General features: G+C 67.0%; 14 protein-coding genes. 3 read left to right on the forward strand and 11 right to left on the reverse strand.

Annotated elements, in window-relative coordinates; genetic code table 11:
- Positions 1-10 precede the first annotated feature (10 nt).
- Positions 11-1,033: a cupin domain-containing protein gene (locus Verru16B_RS17740; protein ID WP_083270064.1), complete on the forward strand. Its 1,023-nt coding sequence runs from the start codon at positions 11-13 to the stop codon at positions 1,031-1,033.
- A gap of 93 nt (positions 1,034-1,126) precedes the next feature.
- Here the strand turns inward: Verru16B_RS17740 and Verru16B_RS03245 are convergent, their stop codons facing one another.
- From Verru16B_RS03245 to panC, 4 genes are all read right to left on the reverse strand, one after another.
- A complete protein-coding gene (locus Verru16B_RS03245) occupies positions 1,127-3,070 on the reverse strand; it encodes an OPT family oligopeptide transporter (RefSeq protein ID WP_069960934.1) in 1,944 nt (647 codons plus the stop codon).
- Between the two features lie 123 nt (positions 3,071-3,193).
- On the reverse strand, positions 3,194-5,485 hold the full coding sequence (locus Verru16B_RS03250) for an OPT family oligopeptide transporter (RefSeq protein WP_069960935.1): 2,292 nt from the start codon (positions 5,483-5,485) through the stop codon (positions 3,194-3,196).
- Between the two features lie 127 nt (positions 5,486-5,612).
- The gene (locus tag Verru16B_RS03255; RefSeq protein WP_069960936.1) at positions 5,613-6,578 is read right to left on the reverse strand and encodes a 2-dehydropantoate 2-reductase; all 966 of its coding nucleotides are present in this window, start codon (positions 6,576-6,578) and stop codon (positions 5,613-5,615) included.
- A gap of 449 nt (positions 6,579-7,027) precedes the next feature.
- Positions 7,028-7,870, reverse strand: coding sequence for a pantoate--beta-alanine ligase (panC, locus tag Verru16B_RS03260; RefSeq protein WP_069960937.1), 843 nt, complete (start codon positions 7,868-7,870; stop codon positions 7,028-7,030).
- A gap of 161 nt (positions 7,871-8,031) precedes the next feature.
- On the opposite strand from panC, the gene Verru16B_RS03265 reads away from it, so the two are divergent.
- On the forward strand, positions 8,032-9,255 hold the full coding sequence (locus Verru16B_RS03265; RefSeq protein WP_069960938.1) for an LL-diaminopimelate aminotransferase: 1,224 nt from the start codon (positions 8,032-8,034) through the stop codon (positions 9,253-9,255).
- An 84-nt stretch (positions 9,256-9,339) separates the two neighbouring features.
- On the opposite strand, the gene Verru16B_RS03270 is transcribed toward Verru16B_RS03265, so the two are convergent.
- Positions 9,340-9,918, reverse strand: a complete 579-nt coding sequence (locus Verru16B_RS03270) for a hypothetical protein (protein ID WP_157772162.1) — start codon at positions 9,916-9,918, stop codon at positions 9,340-9,342.
- A gap of 133 nt (positions 9,919-10,051) precedes the next feature.
- Here Verru16B_RS03270 and Verru16B_RS03275 point away from each other — a divergent pair, with 133 nt between their 5' ends.
- On the forward strand, positions 10,052-10,261 hold the full coding sequence (locus tag Verru16B_RS03275) for a hypothetical protein (protein WP_157772164.1): 210 nt from the start codon (positions 10,052-10,054) through the stop codon (positions 10,259-10,261).
- Between the two features lie 2 nt (positions 10,262-10,263).
- On the opposite strand, the gene Verru16B_RS03280 is transcribed toward Verru16B_RS03275, so the two are convergent.
- The 6 genes from Verru16B_RS03280 to Verru16B_RS03305 all read right to left on the reverse strand — a co-directional run bounded on the left by Verru16B_RS03280 (position 10,264) and on the right by Verru16B_RS03305 (position 15,291).
- Positions 10,264-10,974: a response regulator gene (locus Verru16B_RS03280; protein ID WP_069960941.1), complete on the reverse strand. Its 711-nt coding sequence runs from the start codon at positions 10,972-10,974 to the stop codon at positions 10,264-10,266.
- A 165-nt stretch (positions 10,975-11,139) separates the two neighbouring features.
- Positions 11,140-11,448, reverse strand: a complete 309-nt coding sequence (locus tag Verru16B_RS03285; RefSeq protein ID WP_069960942.1) for a hypothetical protein — start codon at positions 11,446-11,448, stop codon at positions 11,140-11,142.
- A 146-nt stretch (positions 11,449-11,594) separates the two neighbouring features.
- Entirely contained in the window at positions 11,595-12,143 is a 549-nt protein-coding gene (locus Verru16B_RS03290; protein WP_069960943.1) for a PqiC family protein, read from the reverse strand.
- A 61-nt stretch (positions 12,144-12,204) separates the two neighbouring features.
- The gene (locus tag Verru16B_RS03295; protein ID WP_069960944.1) at positions 12,205-13,209 is read right to left on the reverse strand and encodes an MlaD family protein; all 1,005 of its coding nucleotides are present in this window, start codon (positions 13,207-13,209) and stop codon (positions 12,205-12,207) included.
- A gap of 44 nt (positions 13,210-13,253) precedes the next feature.
- Entirely contained in the window at positions 13,254-14,039 is a 786-nt protein-coding gene (locus Verru16B_RS03300; RefSeq protein ID WP_069960945.1) for an ABC transporter ATP-binding protein, read from the reverse strand.
- 127 nt (positions 14,040-14,166) lie between these two features.
- Positions 14,167-15,291 (reverse strand): MlaE family ABC transporter permease, encoded by a 1,125-nt coding sequence (locus Verru16B_RS03305; protein WP_069963584.1) that lies wholly within the window; start codon positions 15,289-15,291, stop codon positions 14,167-14,169.
- Positions 15,292-15,370 lie beyond the last annotated feature (79 nt).

Raw genomic sequence — 15,370 nt, forward strand, 5'->3', positions numbered from 1 at the left:
TGTCCAGGACATGCACCGGGTCCACCTTGCCGCCGTGCCCGAGGTCGAGCAGCGCTCGCCCGGCGGCAAATTCCAATCCTGGTGCCGGAACCTCTCGCTGGCGCTGGGCGGTTTGCGCCACGCCGGCACCTGGGGCGGCGGCCATCCCTTCGACCTGCAGATCCGCCGCATCCCGCCCGGCGCGTCGGTCTGCCCGTTTCACGCTCACTTCGCGCAGTGGGAACTGTTCGTCGTCCTGCGCGGCACCGCCACCGTCCGCGCCGGTCCCGAGACCCACACCGCGGCCGCGGGTGAAGTCTTCATCCACCCGCCCGGCGAGCCGCACCAGCTGGGCAACCCCGGTCCGGAAGATCTCGAGGTGCTGATCATCACCGACAACCCGCCGTGGGACGCCTTTCACTATCCCGACTCGAACAAGTGGGGTCTGCGTCCACTCGGGAAATATTTCCGCCTCACCGAGACCGACTATTTCGACGGCGAGGAAGCGCCGACACCGGACGCCCCGCCCTATCAGCCGGTGCCCGCGCCCCCCGGCCCGGCGCTGGCGCCCTTCGCCTCCCGCAAGCTCCACCCCGATGCGTTGCCGTGGGTCCCGTGGGCCTCGCCGATGGGCAAATTCCGCGGCACCGGCAAGTCGCTCTCGATCGCGCTCGGGGCCCAGCCCAACACGCCCACCGGTCTCGGCGGCCACCCCTTCGACCTCGAGCTTGGCAAACTTGCGCCGGGTGAATGCGGCTGTCCGTTCCATGTCCACGCCGCGCAATGGGAGTGTTTTCTTTTCCTGAGCGGCGCCGGTACCGTGCGCACCGCGGCGGGCCTCACCCCCGTGGGCGCCGGCGATGTCGTGCTGCATCCCCCGGGCGAGGCCCACCAGCTCACCAACACCGGGACCTCGGACCTGCTTTATTACCTCGTGGCCGACAATCCGCCGCTCGACATCTGCCATTACCCCGACTCCGGCAAATGGAACCACTCGTCGCCGCGGAAAATCTTCCGGGCCACGGACGCGGAATACTGGGACGGCGAGGAGTGAGCCCACTAGCCAGCTGAAGCCACGGCGCCCTCGCCGTGGATCCCAGGATCCGCGGCGGCCGGTCGCACCCGGCGGGCTGCCCCGCGGCCCGGGTCAGCCGGCGCTGGTCCGACGGGCGGCACGGTAGAGCAGCCCGATCCCGCCGGCGAAGAGCAGCACCCCGATCCATTTCGCCGGGTGTTCGAAATCCGGGCCGACGACGGCCAGCGGCGCATCGCTGCCGGTGAGCGCAACCACGCCGGCAAACGCCACCCCGAGCAGGCTCTCGCCCACGATCAGGCCGGTCGCGGCGAGGACGCCCATCCGCTTGGCGAATTCGGGACTCGCCTGCCGGTCCGCCCAGCGGTCGTAGAGCCAGCCGAGCAGCGCCCCGATGGGGATGAGGAGCGTCAGCGCCATCGGCAGGTAAATGCCCATGCCCACGCACAGCGGCGGCAGGCGCAGCTTCCGGCCCGCCCGCAGCGCCTCGTCGACCCCGATGAGGGCCACACCGAGCACCGCGCCCCAGCCGATCAGGCTCCACTGGATGTCGCCACCGAGGACCCCCTTGGCCAGCGACGAGATGAGCGCGGCCTGCGGGGCGGCGAGGGCGTTGTCCCCCGCCCCGGGCGCCCCGGCAAAACCGAAGGCCTTGTTGAGCAGGTCCAGCACGGGCGGGATCACGAGCGAACCGAAGATCACGCCGTAGATCAGCGCGAGCTGCTGCCGCCAGGGCGTCGCCCCGACGAGCTGGCCGGTCTTCAGGTCCTGCAGGTTGTCGTTGGAGATCGTGGCGATGGAAAAAACGATGCCGGTGGTGAACAGCGCGTAGGCCACCAGGGCCTTCGTCTGCTCGGGGTCGCCGCCGTGCCCGTACACCAGGACCAGCAGCACCGAGGCGCCGAGGACGGCGAGGATGCCGACGCCGGACACCGGGCTGTTCGAGGCGCCGATCAGGCCGGCCATGTAACCGCACACGCAGGCGATGATGGCGCCGATGACGACGACATAGACCAGGCTCCCGATGATCGTGGGCCCGATGCCCGCCGCGAGCACCGTGCCCGAGCTGAAATACCAGAGCAGGCCCGCAATGGGCAGGAGGAGCGCCACGATGGTGCCGCCCACGATGCCGATGGGGATATCGCGCTCGGTCAACGGCAGCTCCGTGCCGGCCTGGCGGGCCTGCGAAGCCGCCAACGCCGCCCGGATGCCCTTGATGATCGGACCGATGATCCGGAAGAGGCTCCACAGCGCCGCGACCGCGATGACGCCCGCGCCGATGAAGCGCACCTCGCTGCGGAAGGTCGCGTTCACGACCCCCGCGACGTTATCCCCCACCTCGCCCCAGGTGAGCAGCGGCACCAAGCCGGCCCAGGCGATCAGCATGCCGACAAACATCGCGACGCCGACCGACACCCCCACGAGGTGGCCAACGCCGATGAGGGCCATGGCCAGGCTGGTCGAGGCCGCGGTCGCCCCGGCCCCGACTCGGAAGGGCACGGCCAGGGCCTCGGCCGCCACCTTAAGGTAGGTGAGCAGCTGGTAACCCGCCGCGACGAGCGAGCCGACCACGATCATCCGCAGACCCTTGGCATTCTCCGCCGAGCCCGCGGAGGAACCGAAGCCGACCTTCAGCACCTCGCCCGCGGCGACGCCCTCGGGATAAGGCAGGTCGGAACCCGTCACCAGCGCGCGCCGCAATGGCACGGAAAACATGACCCCCAGGATGCCGCCGAGCGCGCAGACCGCCGCCGTCACCCAATAAGGAAAACCCTGCCACCAGCCGACCATCACCAGACCGGGGAGCACGAAGATGATGGCGGACAGCGTGCCCGCCGCGGAGGCGATCGTCTGGACGATGTTGTTCTCGAGGATGTTCGAGTTCCCGAGCAGCCGCAGCAACGCCATCGAGATGACCGCCGCCGGGATCGAGGTGGCGAAGGTCAGGCCGACCTTCAACCCGAGATACACATTGGCGGCAGTGAACAGCAGCGTGATGACGCCGCCCAGGATGACGCTCCGGACCGTGAGCTCGCGCAGACCTTGGGGATTTTGCATGGCCCGAACTTGGGCTGGGCACGCCGGGGCATCAAGCCCGGGATGAGATGAGCTCAACCGGTCTCATCCCGTGGCGCCGATTCCACCCGGACGGCCCTCGTCGGCCCAATCGCCTGGTCCGCCTCAGCGCCGGGGCGCCAGCAGCTTCTCCTTCGCAACAAAGTACAGGAAGCCGCACAGCAGCGCGTACGGGATCAGCGACAGCAGGTCCGCGTGCGGGCCGTTGTAGAAGGGATTGTGCTCCGTCGCCCACCGGCCCACCGCGGCGTCGAATTCCTCCGTCACGCCGGCCAGAAAGGCGATGATGATGCCGGCGATGGCGCCACCCGCGATGTAGCCCGAGGCCAGCAACACGCCCGGGCTCTTGTCGCACTCGGCGTTGAAGGTCTCCGGGTCCATGCCGGCGTACACCGGCTTGCGCTTCATCCAGCGGTCCACCAGCAGGCGGATCATGCCACCGACAAAGATCGGCAGCGACGAAGAGAGCGGCAGATACACGCCGACCGCAAAGGCCAGCGCGGGCACGAACGACATCTGCATCGTGACCGTGATCATGGCCCCGAAGAGCACGAGCGCCCAGGGCAGCTGTTGGTCGAGGATGCCCTTGATGATGTAGGAGACGAGTGTCGCCTTCGGGGCGTCGAACTTGCGCACCGTGGTGCCGTCGGGCCGCGTCGTGTGCGTGCCGTTGATGCCGGGATCCACCAGCCAGACGGCAGCACCCTGGTCGTTGACCAGGTACTTGCCCGCCGGGCCGCCCACTTCGTCGGTCTTGTGCCAGCTGTAATAGCTCCCCGCGTCATCCCGCGCCTGCGGGCCGTGGAGCGACTCGCGCTTCTCGAGCCGGGTCACATCAGTCTGGAGCCCCGCGGGTGCGACCTCCGCCACCGGCACGTAGACCACCGCCGAGTCGTTCAAGCGCATCAGGATCGGCCCGAGCAGCAGGGCCGAGGACAGGGCGCCGATCAGAATGGAATATTGCTGCAGCTTCGGCGTCGCCCCGATGAGGAACCCCGTCTTCAGGTCCTGCGAGGTGGTGCCGCCGTTCGAGGACGCGATGCAGACGATGCCGCCGATCGACAGCGCCATCACGTAGTACGTCCCGCCCGTCCAGCCGACGACGAGGAAGATCAGGCAGGTGAACAGCAGCGTCGCCACCGTCATGCCCGAGATGGGGTTGGAGGTGGAGCCGATCTCGCCGGTCAGGCGCGAGGACACCGTCACGAACAAAAATCCGAAGGCCACGATGAGCAGCGCCCCGAGGAAATTCATGTGCAGCGAGGGCGCGAGCATGATGCCCGCCATCAGCACAAGGATGCCGATGCCGACGAACTTGAGGGACAGGTCCCGGTCCGTGCGCGGGGTCTGCTCCTCCGACTTCGCCGCCCCGCCGCGGGCTAGACCGATGTCGTGCATGCCGCCCTTGAGGCCGTGCCAGATGGTCGGCATCGCCTGCACCAGGCTGATCAGGCCACCGGCCGCGACGCAACCGGCGCCGATGTAAAGGATGTAGGCGCCGCGGATCGCGCTCGGCCCCATCTCGGAAATCGGGATCGTGCCGGGGGCCAGCGGTCCGAGCAGGCCCTCGCCGAAGAACTTGATGAGCGGGATCAGCACCAGGTACGACAACACGCCACCGGCCGCCATCAGGCCGCCGATGTAGGGCCCGATGATGTAGCCGACGCCGACCAGCTCCGGCGACACCTCGGCGCTGACGGAACCCGACTTGAGCGGGGCGCCGAAGACTTTCTCCGGCGCGTCCTTCCAGCCCTTGAAGGCGATGTTCAGGGTCTTGTAGACCAGCCCGATGCCGAAGCCCGTGAAGATCACGCGGGCGCCGGGCGACTTGCCCAAGCCGGCCGCCTCGGCGGCGGCCATCTCGGCCTTGGCCGAGGGCGAGGCCGCGGCGCGCGACACCTCGTCCACGCCGGCCTTGAGCACCGCCGCACAGGCCGTGCCCTCGGGGTATTTCAACACGCCGTGCTCCTTCACGATCAGGGCACGGCGCAACGGGATCATCATCAGGATGCCCAGCAACCCGCCAAGGACCGCCACCAGCATCACGCGCGTCAGCTCCAGGTCGAAGCCGAGGATCAAAATCGCCGGCATCGTCACGCCCACGCCGAACGCGATGGATTCGCCCGCCGAGCCGCCGGTCTGCGTGATGTTGTTCTCCAGGATCGTGGCGTCGCGGCCGCCGGCCTTCGACCAGGCGCGGAACAGCGCGAGGGAAATGACCGCCACCGGGATCGAGGCGCTCACCGTGATGCCGACCTTCAGCACCAGGTAGAGCGACGAGGCGCCGAAGATGATGCCCAGCAGCGCCCCGGTCAGGACGGCGCGGAAGGTGAATTCAGGAATCTTGGCCGAGTCCGGGATGAACGGCTCGAATTTGGAGGAGGGCTCGGCGGGCATCAGGTGGTGTTTCGCGCACGCTAGCCCGCCGTATGACACGGGGGCAACCGCGAATCCGTAATTGTGAACTGCCCCTTATGTTTGGTGGGCGGTGAGCTTGCTCACGCCACGAACCAGCCGCCGCTCCTCAGCGCTTGCGCGCCTTCGCCTTCAGCTGCGCGTTGCGCTGGGCGATGCGCTGCTTGATCAGCCAGTACAGCATCTCCATGCGCGGCACGGCGGCGCCGACGGACTTCGCCCGGCGCACGGGCTCACCCCAGATCTCCTCGATCTCCAGGTCACGGCCCTCCTCAAAATCGATCAGGCTGGACGGCCGGTAAGCGGCCATCTTGGCGGTGCGCTCGAATTGCAGGTCCACGAACGAACGCGGGATCTCATGGCCGAACTTGGCGGCGGCCTCGACCACCTCCTCCATGATGCGCCGCGCCAGCAGGCGCAGGCCCTCGTCGGCCAGCAGCACGTCGGTCGTCACGCCGGCCACGATCGCCAGGCCGTTGAAGGGCACGTTCCAGACCAGCTTGTGCCAGCGCTGGAGTTCCAGATTGTCCTGCGCGGTGCATTTCACGCCGGCCCGCCGCCACAACGCCGCGACCGCGTGGGTCCGCTCGCCGGCGGGCTTGCCGAACTTGCCGATCGTCATCAGCCCGGGAAAGGAACAGGCCACCACGCCGGGCGCCGTGCGCACGCAGCCGATGTAGCAGATCGCGCCGATCACGCGGTCGGGGCCGGCGACTTCCGCCACCGGTTCCTCCACGCCAAGGCCGTTCTGCAGGGTCAGCACGACCGTGTCGGGCTTGAGCAGCGGCGGCAGCACCTGCCGCAGCGCCTCGTTGGCCGTCGCCTTGGTGGCAATAATCACCAAATCGCACGGCCCGATCTCGGCACTGCTGCCGTAGATGTGCACCTTCCGCGCCGTGATGCGCTCCGTCGGCGTTTTCACCTTCAGACCCTGCGCCGTGAGGGCGGCCCGGCCGCTACGGGCGAGAATATGGACATCCTCGCCGGCCTTCACCAGGCGCGCGCCGTAATAGCAGCCGAGGGCTCCGGCGCCGATGATCGCAATGCGGGGGGTTTCGGGGAAAGAGGCGCTCACAACACCTCAGTCGTCACAAAGATAGCGCGAAAATACAACCCCGCAGTCGCCCGTCGCCCCGGGCGAAAACGCTTTCTTCTTCACAGCCGCGATTCACACGATCGTCACGCCGCCTTTTCGCCGTACCCGGACGTCTTTTACATCCCTGGGACCTCGGCCCTCATGTTCGCCACCAGGGGAAAATCAGGTCCTTCACCCGCCGCCCGCCGAGGAGTAGTCCCTACCCCGGGCAGTAGTCAGCTCACTTGTAGACAGTATTTTATGAAATACCCACTCACCCCTCATTAGCCCGTTTCATCCGGCGCCTCCCGCTAGGCAGCAGGGTGCCGCAGAGGCGGATTCGCCCCGCGCCGCACTCATCCCCAGACTGTTCACAGTTGCCGGCCACCCCGGTTTTCCGAGGGAAGGCCAACACCCGCTGACAAGTTATTCACAGCCCCTTTGCCGGGCTAAAGCGGCATGTTGTCCGTGAGCCGCACCTCGTCGACCCAGTAGGAGACCGCCATCAGGCACTGGCCGGTCACAATCTCGCGCACCGGCTCCATCGTGCGCGGGTCGACCACGGAGATATAAATGACGCGCAACCGGCGTTTCTGGCCGATGATGTGCGTGGCCTCGGCCACGAGGCGGTCGGAGATTTTCACCCCGGAATCGACCATCTCCTTGGCCTTGCGCAGCGCCCGGACGACCGCGAGCGCCTCCTCGCGTTGCGTCGGGGTCAGGTAATTGTTGCGGGCGCTCACCGCCAGGCCGTCGGCGTCGCGCACCAACGGACCCGTCATGATCGCCAGCGGCAGCAGGAGGTCGGCCGCCGCTTTCTTGACCACGGCCAGTTGCTGCACGTCCTTTTCGCCCAGCACCAGGAGGTCGGGTTGGATGATATTCAGGAACTTCAGCCAGCAGGTGAGCGTGCCGCGGAACAGCGCCGCCCGCGTCACCCCGCAGAGGGGTTTGCTGACCGCTTCCTCCTGCACCGAGGTGGAAAAGCCCTTGGGAAACATCTCCTCGGCCGTCGGCGTGAACAGGATCTCGACGCCCTCCTTCTCCGCCAGCATCCCGTCGGCCGCCGGCGTGCGGGGATATTTCTGGTAATCCTCGCTCGGCCCGAACTGCAGCGGGTTCACGAAGGTCGACACGACCACGGCCGCCCCTTCCGCCCGCGCCAGGCGGATCAGGCTGGCATGCCCGGCATGCAGGGCCCCCGAGGTGGGAATGAACGCGATTTTGCGCCCCGCCGCGCGCAGCGCCAGCGCGGCCTCGCGCATGGCGGTGATGGATTCGATTTTCTGCATGGGGGAACGGACTTGAATAACCCGACCCCGTTCCCTTTATCAAGCCTCCTCGTCCCGGCCCGCCGGGACGAGCCGCGCCGAAGTTCCGCATCCCGCGGAACGTAGGCGGGGTCCCGCACCTCTCCCCCGTCACTTTCAGACTCATCCTCCCCTCTTCCACCATGATCCGCCTCAACGAAAACTACTCGAAGCTCAAGGCCAGCTACCTCTTTGCCGACATCGCCAAGCGCGTGAACGCCTATGTCGCCGCCCACCCGGACAAGCCCGTCATCCGCCTTGGCATCGGCGACGTCACCGAGCCCCTCCCGCCCGTGTGCGTCGAGGCCCTCCACGCCGCCACCGATGAGATGGCCAACCGCGCCACCTTCAAGGGTTACGGCCCCGAGCAGGGTTACGCCTTCCTCCGCGAGGCCATCGCCCAGCACGACTACGCCGCCCGCGGCTGCGAGATCTCGGCCGACGAGATTTTCATCTCCGACGGCTCGAAGTGCGACTGCGGCAACATCCAGGAAATCTTCGCCACCGACGTCCGCCTCGCGATCCCCGATCCCGTCTACCCGGTCTACGTCGACACCAACGTCATGGCCGGCCGCACCGGCGCCAATGTCGATGGCCGTTACCAGGGCATCACCTACCTCGATTGCACCCCGGCCAATGGCTACGTGCCCGCCATCCCCGGCGTGGCCACGGACCTGATCTACCTCTGCTTCCCCAACAATCCCACCGGCGCTGTCGCCACCCGCGAGCAGCTCGCCGCCTGGGTCGCCTACGCCAAGGCGAACAAGGCGATCATCCTCTTCGACTCCGCCTACGAGGCCTACATCCGCGACCCGCAGATCCCGCGCTCGATCTTTGAGATCCCCGGCGCGCGCGAGGTCGCCATCGAGTTCCGCAGCTTCTCCAAGACCGCCGGCTTCACCGGCACCCGCTGCGCCTACACCGTCGTCCCGAAGAGCCTCATGGCCTACGACGCCGCCGGCGCCGCCCACCCGGTCCACGCCCTCTGGAACCGCCGCCACACGACGAAGTTCAACGGCGTCGCCTACCCGATCCAGAAGGCCGCCGCCGCCATCTACACCCCGGCCGGCAAGCAGCAGACGGGCGACCTCATCAACTTCTACCTGGCCAACGCCAAGCTCATCCGCGAGGCCATGACCAAGCTCGGCTTCACCTGCATCGGTGGCGACAACGCCCCCTACATCTGGGTGAACACCGGCCGTGACTCCTGGGAGTTCTTCGACCTGTTGCTGAACAAAGCGCAAGTCGTCTGCACCCCCGGCGCCGGCTTCGGCAAGTGCGGCGAGGGCCATGTCCGCATCAGCGCCTTCAATTCCCGCGCCAACGTCGAGACCGCCCTCGCCCGCATCGCCGCCGCGCTGAAGTAAGCCCTTTCCTTGTCGGAGCGCCTGGGTCAGGCCGAGGCGCTCGCTTATCGACCCGAGCAAATCGAGCCCTTTCCCGGGCCTGACTCACTCGGCGCTCCGTCGGATGTTCAGGTGAAAGTGGTCGTAGCGATCGCTCCGACCATGCTCTTTCATTTTCAAAATTATCGGACGATTCCGTCGATCCACCGGCGCCAGCTCAATCGCGGCCTCCATCCCCAACGCTTCGGCAGTTCCATCAAACAGCCCGACCGCGACCAACTGGGACTTCGGTACGGAGTCAATTCCTGCACCCGGTGAATTGCTTCCTCCGATCATGGCGAAAAGACCGCTGATGTTCCGCCTTCCCAATCCCTCGAGCAATGTCTGCGGAAATATCAGCGCTGAAAGCCGTCCTCCCAAAAACTTCATGCGAAAGTCAAAGTCGCCGCTGGATCCGTCGGGGCCGTTTACCCGGCGGTAACGCAGCACCGCATTTTCCGCATCAATCACCTCCGGGTAGATGCCGATCGCATTTAAGTCCTCCAACGAGAGAAGGGGCTCGCGAAAGAGCAATGCTCCCTCCGCCGTTTCATCCCAAGCCGTGAATTTGGAAATGGCCCGCATCTGACCTCGAAAGGCGAGGAACGTGGTCCAGTTGCATGCGGTCAGCAGGCTGACGCTCACCGCAATCAACGCGAACGGTCGGCAAGGTTGTCTCATTTTTTTCGGGACGCAGGCGACCGTTGGAAGCGGTCGCCTGCGGGTTTTCTAGACAGTCACCGTCGTTTTTGAACTGCCGTCGGCATTCTCTTCACGCGTGCACTGGAATCCCGGCGCGATGGTCAATCCCACCAGCGCCACCAAGAAGGCCAAAATCATGGCCTTCGACCGCGTACTGCTTTTTTCCGTGTTCATGCTACCCTCTTTGGTTGTGGTTGATTGCGTCTCGAAGGCTTTGAATACCCCCGGGCGAACAGAAAAATCAGGCTGCGTCTTGGGGCTGAAGGAAACGCTCGGGATTACGTAAATTTACGTACCGCGTTTCGCCCATTCCGGCCAGCGGTCTCCCCCTTCATGCACGCCGTTCGACCACGGCTCCGCGGGCTCATACCGGAAATCCACGAACCCCTTCTTCATCGCCCAGCGCATCAGTTCCTCCCGGCTGTGCAGTCCCAGCTTCTCCAGGATGTGCTGGTGATGCGTGCGCACCGTGGCCGGCGTGATCCGCGTGTACTGTGCGATCCGGTCGTGCGACCAGCCGAACCCGAAATACGGCATCAGCTCGGTCTCGCGGTCGGACAGGATTTTCGAGAAATGCCCCGGCTCCTGCCGGGCCGCCGCCACCGCCGCCAGCACCTCGCCGGAAAAGTAGGCCCGGCCCGCCGCCAATTCCCGCAGCGCATGCACCAGCTCGATCCCCCGCGCGGACGACTTCAGCAGGCAACCCTGCACGCGGCTGTGCAACATCCGGCTCGCGGCCGTCTCCGTCAGGTTGCCGCTCACCATCAAAATCCGGCAGGCCTCCGTGGTCGCCGCCAGCTCCATCGCCACGGTGAAGCCACTCATGTCCGGCAGCCCCAGGTCGATGATGGCCAGGTCCGGCCGGAATTTCAGCGCGCAATCCAAGCCCTCCGCGCCCGTGGTGGCCCGCAGGATCGTCGTCCCCGCCGGCATGATCAGCTCCACTTGCGCCACGAGAAAATCCAGTAACAGGGTGTCGTCATCAATGCACAGGATCATGGGCGGCGGCATCACGGCCCCAGCCTAGCCGGTCCCGCGGCCCTGTGACCTCCCGCGACAGCCTATTTTCAGGGTTACGTGATTCCGCAGACGCGAGCCCGACCTGACCGGAATGAGGTCATCTCCTCGCGCGCGAGGTAACCCTGCCCTCGGCCAAAAGGCCAGCTAAGCCCCCGGGATCACCGCCGGGGCCGTGTCGTGCACCCAGAAGCGCGAGACCACTTGGTGGTCCTTCTTCAATTCGTAGCCCCACTCCGTGTCCTTGATCTTGATCTCGACCACACGGCCGGGCGCCGTGCTCAGCTCGGGCTGGTTCACCGCATCCTGCCACTCCCGCAGGGCTTCCATGCGGGCGGTGTCAAAGGCGGCCTCCACGTCGGCAAATTCGCCGCAGCGCCGGACTTCCTGGGTCAGCCGTCCGTCGGACGTCTGCTTGAGCACAAAGCGCAAAACCGAAAAGCCGGATTTCTTCATGAGTTGTGGGTTTCCCCTCTTGAGCCGGAACCGTGCCACGCCCCTACCCCGGGAGAAAGGAAATTCCGCGTCCGGCGCGAGATTCTGCCGGCCCGGGCTGCCGCCGACCGAACGCCGTCAGGCGCCGGCCCCGGTTTCGGGGCCTTTTACTTCGCCGTGGCCGCGGCGGCGATGGCTTCCGCCAGGTCGTCGGCCGCCTGCCGCAGCAACCCAACCAGCGCCCCGGTGTCGCCCCCAGACCAGACCCGCCGCTCCGCCGTGAACTCGCCCGGCCGCGGCTCGCCCCCCGGCGGGGTGATCGCGTAGGTCGCCACCAGCTGCACGGTGTTGCCGGCCGACCGCACCAGCTCGAACCGCTGGATCTGAACCGTCACGGTCCCGCCGCCGGCAATCTGCCGCAGGCGGCTGCGCAACACCTGCGTGAGCGCCTCGTCCACCGGCTCGGCCCAGCGGATGTCGTCCAGGTAAATCACTTCGTTCTCCGACACCCGCACCGCCATGCTGCGGTTGCGCAGGTGCCCGGCCAGCCGCACCGGCCGCACCCCCAGGGACTCGGGCACCGGCGTACCCGCCGGGATCCCGCTCAAGGTGAAATACCGCGTCGTGTCCGCCTGCGGCTCGGGCAGCAGGCTGCAGCCGGACGTGAAACCGAGGACGGAGGACAAAAGACCGAGGACGGCGAGGCGGGGATTCATTTTCGGTGTGGTAAGGGTTTCGCGGGATTGTCGCGCCGAAGCCTTGGGCGCCGGCGGATCGTTACTCCGATTTCTTCTTCTTGCCCACGAGCAGCGAGCTGGGGTTGCGTTCCAGGGCGTTGGCGAGGGTCTCGAGGGCGCCGGCGGCGTCGGCCACCTGCCGGAGCGCGGTGGTCAGCTCGTCGCCCACGTCACCCTGCCGCTGCACGAAGCGCCGGGTCGTGGCCGCGGTGGACTCCAGGGTCTTCAGGGCGGTCTGCGCCGCCGCCAGGGTCTGCTTCAACTCGTCGCTCACCGGGCCGACCTGCGTGTCGATCCGCTCGATCGCCGCCTTCGTGGCGGCCAGGGTCTCGTTGAGCTGGGCGAAGGCCTGCTGCGCGGCGGGCGATTCCACGAAGGCCGTGACGGAATCCGCCGCCCGGCCCACCTTGTCGGCCAGGCCCTTCACGTCGGCCTCGCCGACTTTCTGGTTGGCCGTGGTCAGGAGGGTCTTGGCCTCGCGGGAAATGCCGGCGAAATCCACCTTCTTCAGGTCCGCCAGGATCTCACTCAGGCTCTCCTGGTATTCGGAAATGGCCGAGGGCATGGCCGGGATAACGACATACCGGGCCGGCGCCCGGAGCTTGGGCGGGGGGTAAAGGGCGGGGTCCTCGAAATCCAGCTCCACGAACAGCAGGCCCGTGGCGAGGCCCAGCACGCCGAGCTGCGCCCGCAGACCGTCGTCCACCATCTGCTGGATGTCGGCCTCGCCGGCGATCTTCAGGTCGGCGCCCTTCTCGTCGGTGATGACGTTGCGGTTGAGCTCGCACACGACGACCACGACGGAGTGCTTCACCACGTCGTCGTAATGCACCGCCAGGTCCACCACCCGGCCCACCCGCACGCCGCGCAGCTTCACCGGCGAGCCGAGGTCGAGGCCGTGGATGGACTCGTCGAAATAGACCGTGAAGCGGTGCGGCTTGCTGAACAGGCTCATGCCGCCAAACGACAGGAGCGCGATCAGGCCGAGCGCGAACGCCCCGAGCACAAATACACCGACGGCGGCTGGACTGACCTTGGTCTTCACGGGAAGGAGGGGTTAAACGTTATGGCGGGAAATGGACAGGATTTTCAAACGGCCGGCGTGCCGGGCACGCGCACGCGGTCCCGCCGGAGCAGGAACTCCGTGACCCGGGGGTCGCGGCTGGACTCGGCCAGGGTGGCCGGCGCGCCCTCGGCGATGATGCCCTGGGCACCGCGATCGAGCATGATCACCCGGTCGGCGATGCCGAAGATCGACGCCAGCTCGTGCGAGACGACGACCAACGTCGTGCCGAAACTGTCGCGCACCTGCAGCACCAGCTCGTCCAGCTTGCGCGAGGTGATCGGGTCGAGCCCGGCCGAGGGCTCGTCGAGGAACACGATGTCCGGGTCGAGCGCCAGCGCCCGGGCCAGGCCGGCGCGCTTCCGCATGCCGCCGCTGATCTCGGCGGGGTAATAGTCCTCAAAGCCCGTGAGCCCCACCTGCGCCAGTTTGAGGCAGGTCAGCTCCGCGATCTCACGGGGCGACAGCGCCGTGTGTTCCTCCATGGGCAGCGCCACGTTCTGCCGCAGGGTCAGCGAACTCCAGAGGGCGCCGCCCTGGTAGAGCACGCCGAAGGTCTTGAGCAGCGTCCGCCGGGTCGAGAGGTCCGAGGCGGTGAAGGATTTGCCGAAGAACTTCACGTCCCCCGCCCGCGGGGCATGCAGGCCGACCAGGTTGCGCAGGAGCGTGCTCTTGCCGCAGCCGCTGCCGCCGATGATGAAGAACACCTCGCCGCGCTTCACCGTGAAATTGACGTCCTTCAGCACGGTCTGCCCGTCGTAGCCGCACTCGAGGCCGGTCACCTCGATCACGGAATTGGAGTTATCGGGCATGGTTGGCCTTGTTGTAGGGCGGGGTCGCCGAACCCCGCCGGTTTGCCGGCCGCATCAGGGGAAACACCCGATCCGGCGTTCCAACGCTCGCGTCACCCCTCGGATAATTGATTGCGCACCTCATGCTTCAGAGTCCGAGAATGTCGAAGACCACGGCGAACAGCGCGTTGGCCACGATGATTAGCAAAATGGAGGTGACCACCGCCGAGGTCGCGGCCCGGCCCACGCCGGCGGCGCTGCGCTCCGCCTCCATGCCACGCAGGCAGCCCGACAAACCGATGATCAGACCGAAGGTGCCGCCCTTCGCCACGCCCACGAACAGGTCCGAGAAGTCGACGATCGTCAGCATCTCCACCCAGTAGGCCGCCGGGGGGATCGACAGCACGGAGCTGGCCACCGCCATGCCGCCGACGATGCCCAGGGCGTTGGCGTAGAGGGTCAGCAGCGGCATCATGACGGCGAGCGCCAGCAACCGGGGCAGGACCAGGAAATCGATCGCGGGGATGCCCAGCGTCTCCAGGGCGTCGATCTCCTCGTTGGCCTTCATGTTGCCCAGCGTCGCCGCGTAGGCCGCGCCGGTGCGCCCGGCCAGCACCACGCCGGTCATGAGCGCGCCCATCTCCCGCACCATCGACAGGCCGACCAGGTCCGCCACATAGATGTCCCCGCCGTACTGGCGCAGGACGAGCGCGCCGATGTAGGCCAGGGTCACGCCCACGAGAAAGCTCACCAGGCTCACGATCGGCAGGGCCATCGCGCCGCATTGCTGCATCTCCTCCACGAAATCCGCCCAGCGGAAACGCCGCGGGGCCTTGAACACCCGCCCGATGCCGATGACGCACTCGCCGAAGAAATGGGTGAAGGACCGCGCCTTGTGCCAGGCGTCGAAGGTGGCGTCGCCCACCGCGGTGAAGAAGTTCTCCGACCGGTCGAAGGGCACGCTCGTCTCGTGCGAGACCGTCATCTGCCGCAGCAGCAGGTGCACGCGCTCCGGCAGTGCCGCGGTGTTGCAAAACGCGCCCGTGACCCGGCACCACTGCTGCACCTCGAAGACAAACAGCAGCAGCGCGCTATCCCAGTGCCCCAGCCCCGCGGCCTCCAGCACCACCTGCTTGGGCATCCGCCCGGCCAGCAGGGCCGTCCAACCCGGACGCGGCCCGGCAATGGACCAGTCGCCCGCAATCGCCACCTTGAGCGCCGTCCCCTCAAGGACGGCATCGGCACGGGCGGCGGTCTGGAGCAAAGCAGGCATGGACGGGATCAGTGTGTGCGCCATCGCCGGTCGCGCCAGACTGATTTTCCCGTACCCTTATCGGGGCTTTCTCCGACCT

Origin of the sequence: Lacunisphaera limnophila, assembly GCF_001746835.1 — a bacterium.
In the GTDB taxonomy this organism is placed as follows: domain Bacteria; phylum Verrucomicrobiota; class Verrucomicrobiia; order Opitutales; family Opitutaceae; genus Lacunisphaera; species Lacunisphaera limnophila.

What these genes read in the sequence shown, in the direction of transcription:
- panC (WP_069960937.1), bottom strand. Translation starts at nt 7,870, where the DNA reads ATGCAGAAAATCGAATCCATCACCGCCATGCGCGAGGCCGCGCTGGCG.
- Verru16B_RS03245 (WP_069960934.1), bottom strand. Translation starts at nt 3,070, where the DNA reads ATGCAAAATCCCCAAGGTCTGCGCGAGCTCACGGTCCGGAGCGTCATC.
- Verru16B_RS03285 (WP_069960942.1), bottom strand. Translation starts at nt 11,448, where the DNA reads ATGAAGAAATCCGGCTTTTCGGTTTTGCGCTTTGTGCTCAAGCAGACG.
- Verru16B_RS03305 (WP_069963584.1), bottom strand. Translation starts at nt 15,291, where the DNA reads ATGCCTGCTTTGCTCCAGACCGCCGCCCGTGCCGATGCCGTCCTTGAG.
- Verru16B_RS03250 (WP_069960935.1), bottom strand. Translation starts at nt 5,485, where the DNA reads ATGCCCGCCGAGCCCTCCTCCAAATTCGAGCCGTTCATCCCGGACTCG.
- Verru16B_RS03300 (WP_069960945.1), bottom strand. Translation starts at nt 14,039, where the DNA reads ATGCCCGATAACTCCAATTCCGTGATCGAGGTGACCGGCCTCGAGTGC.
- Verru16B_RS03280 (WP_069960941.1), bottom strand. Translation starts at nt 10,974, where the DNA reads ATGATCCTGTGCATTGATGACGACACCCTGTTACTGGATTTTCTCGTG.
- Verru16B_RS03290 (WP_069960943.1), bottom strand. Translation starts at nt 12,143, where the DNA reads ATGAATCCCCGCCTCGCCGTCCTCGGTCTTTTGTCCTCCGTCCTCGGT.
- Verru16B_RS17740 (WP_083270064.1), top strand. Translation starts at nt 11, where the DNA reads ATGCACCGGGTCCACCTTGCCGCCGTGCCCGAGGTCGAGCAGCGCTCG.
- Verru16B_RS03265 (WP_069960938.1), top strand. Translation starts at nt 8,032, where the DNA reads ATGATCCGCCTCAACGAAAACTACTCGAAGCTCAAGGCCAGCTACCTC.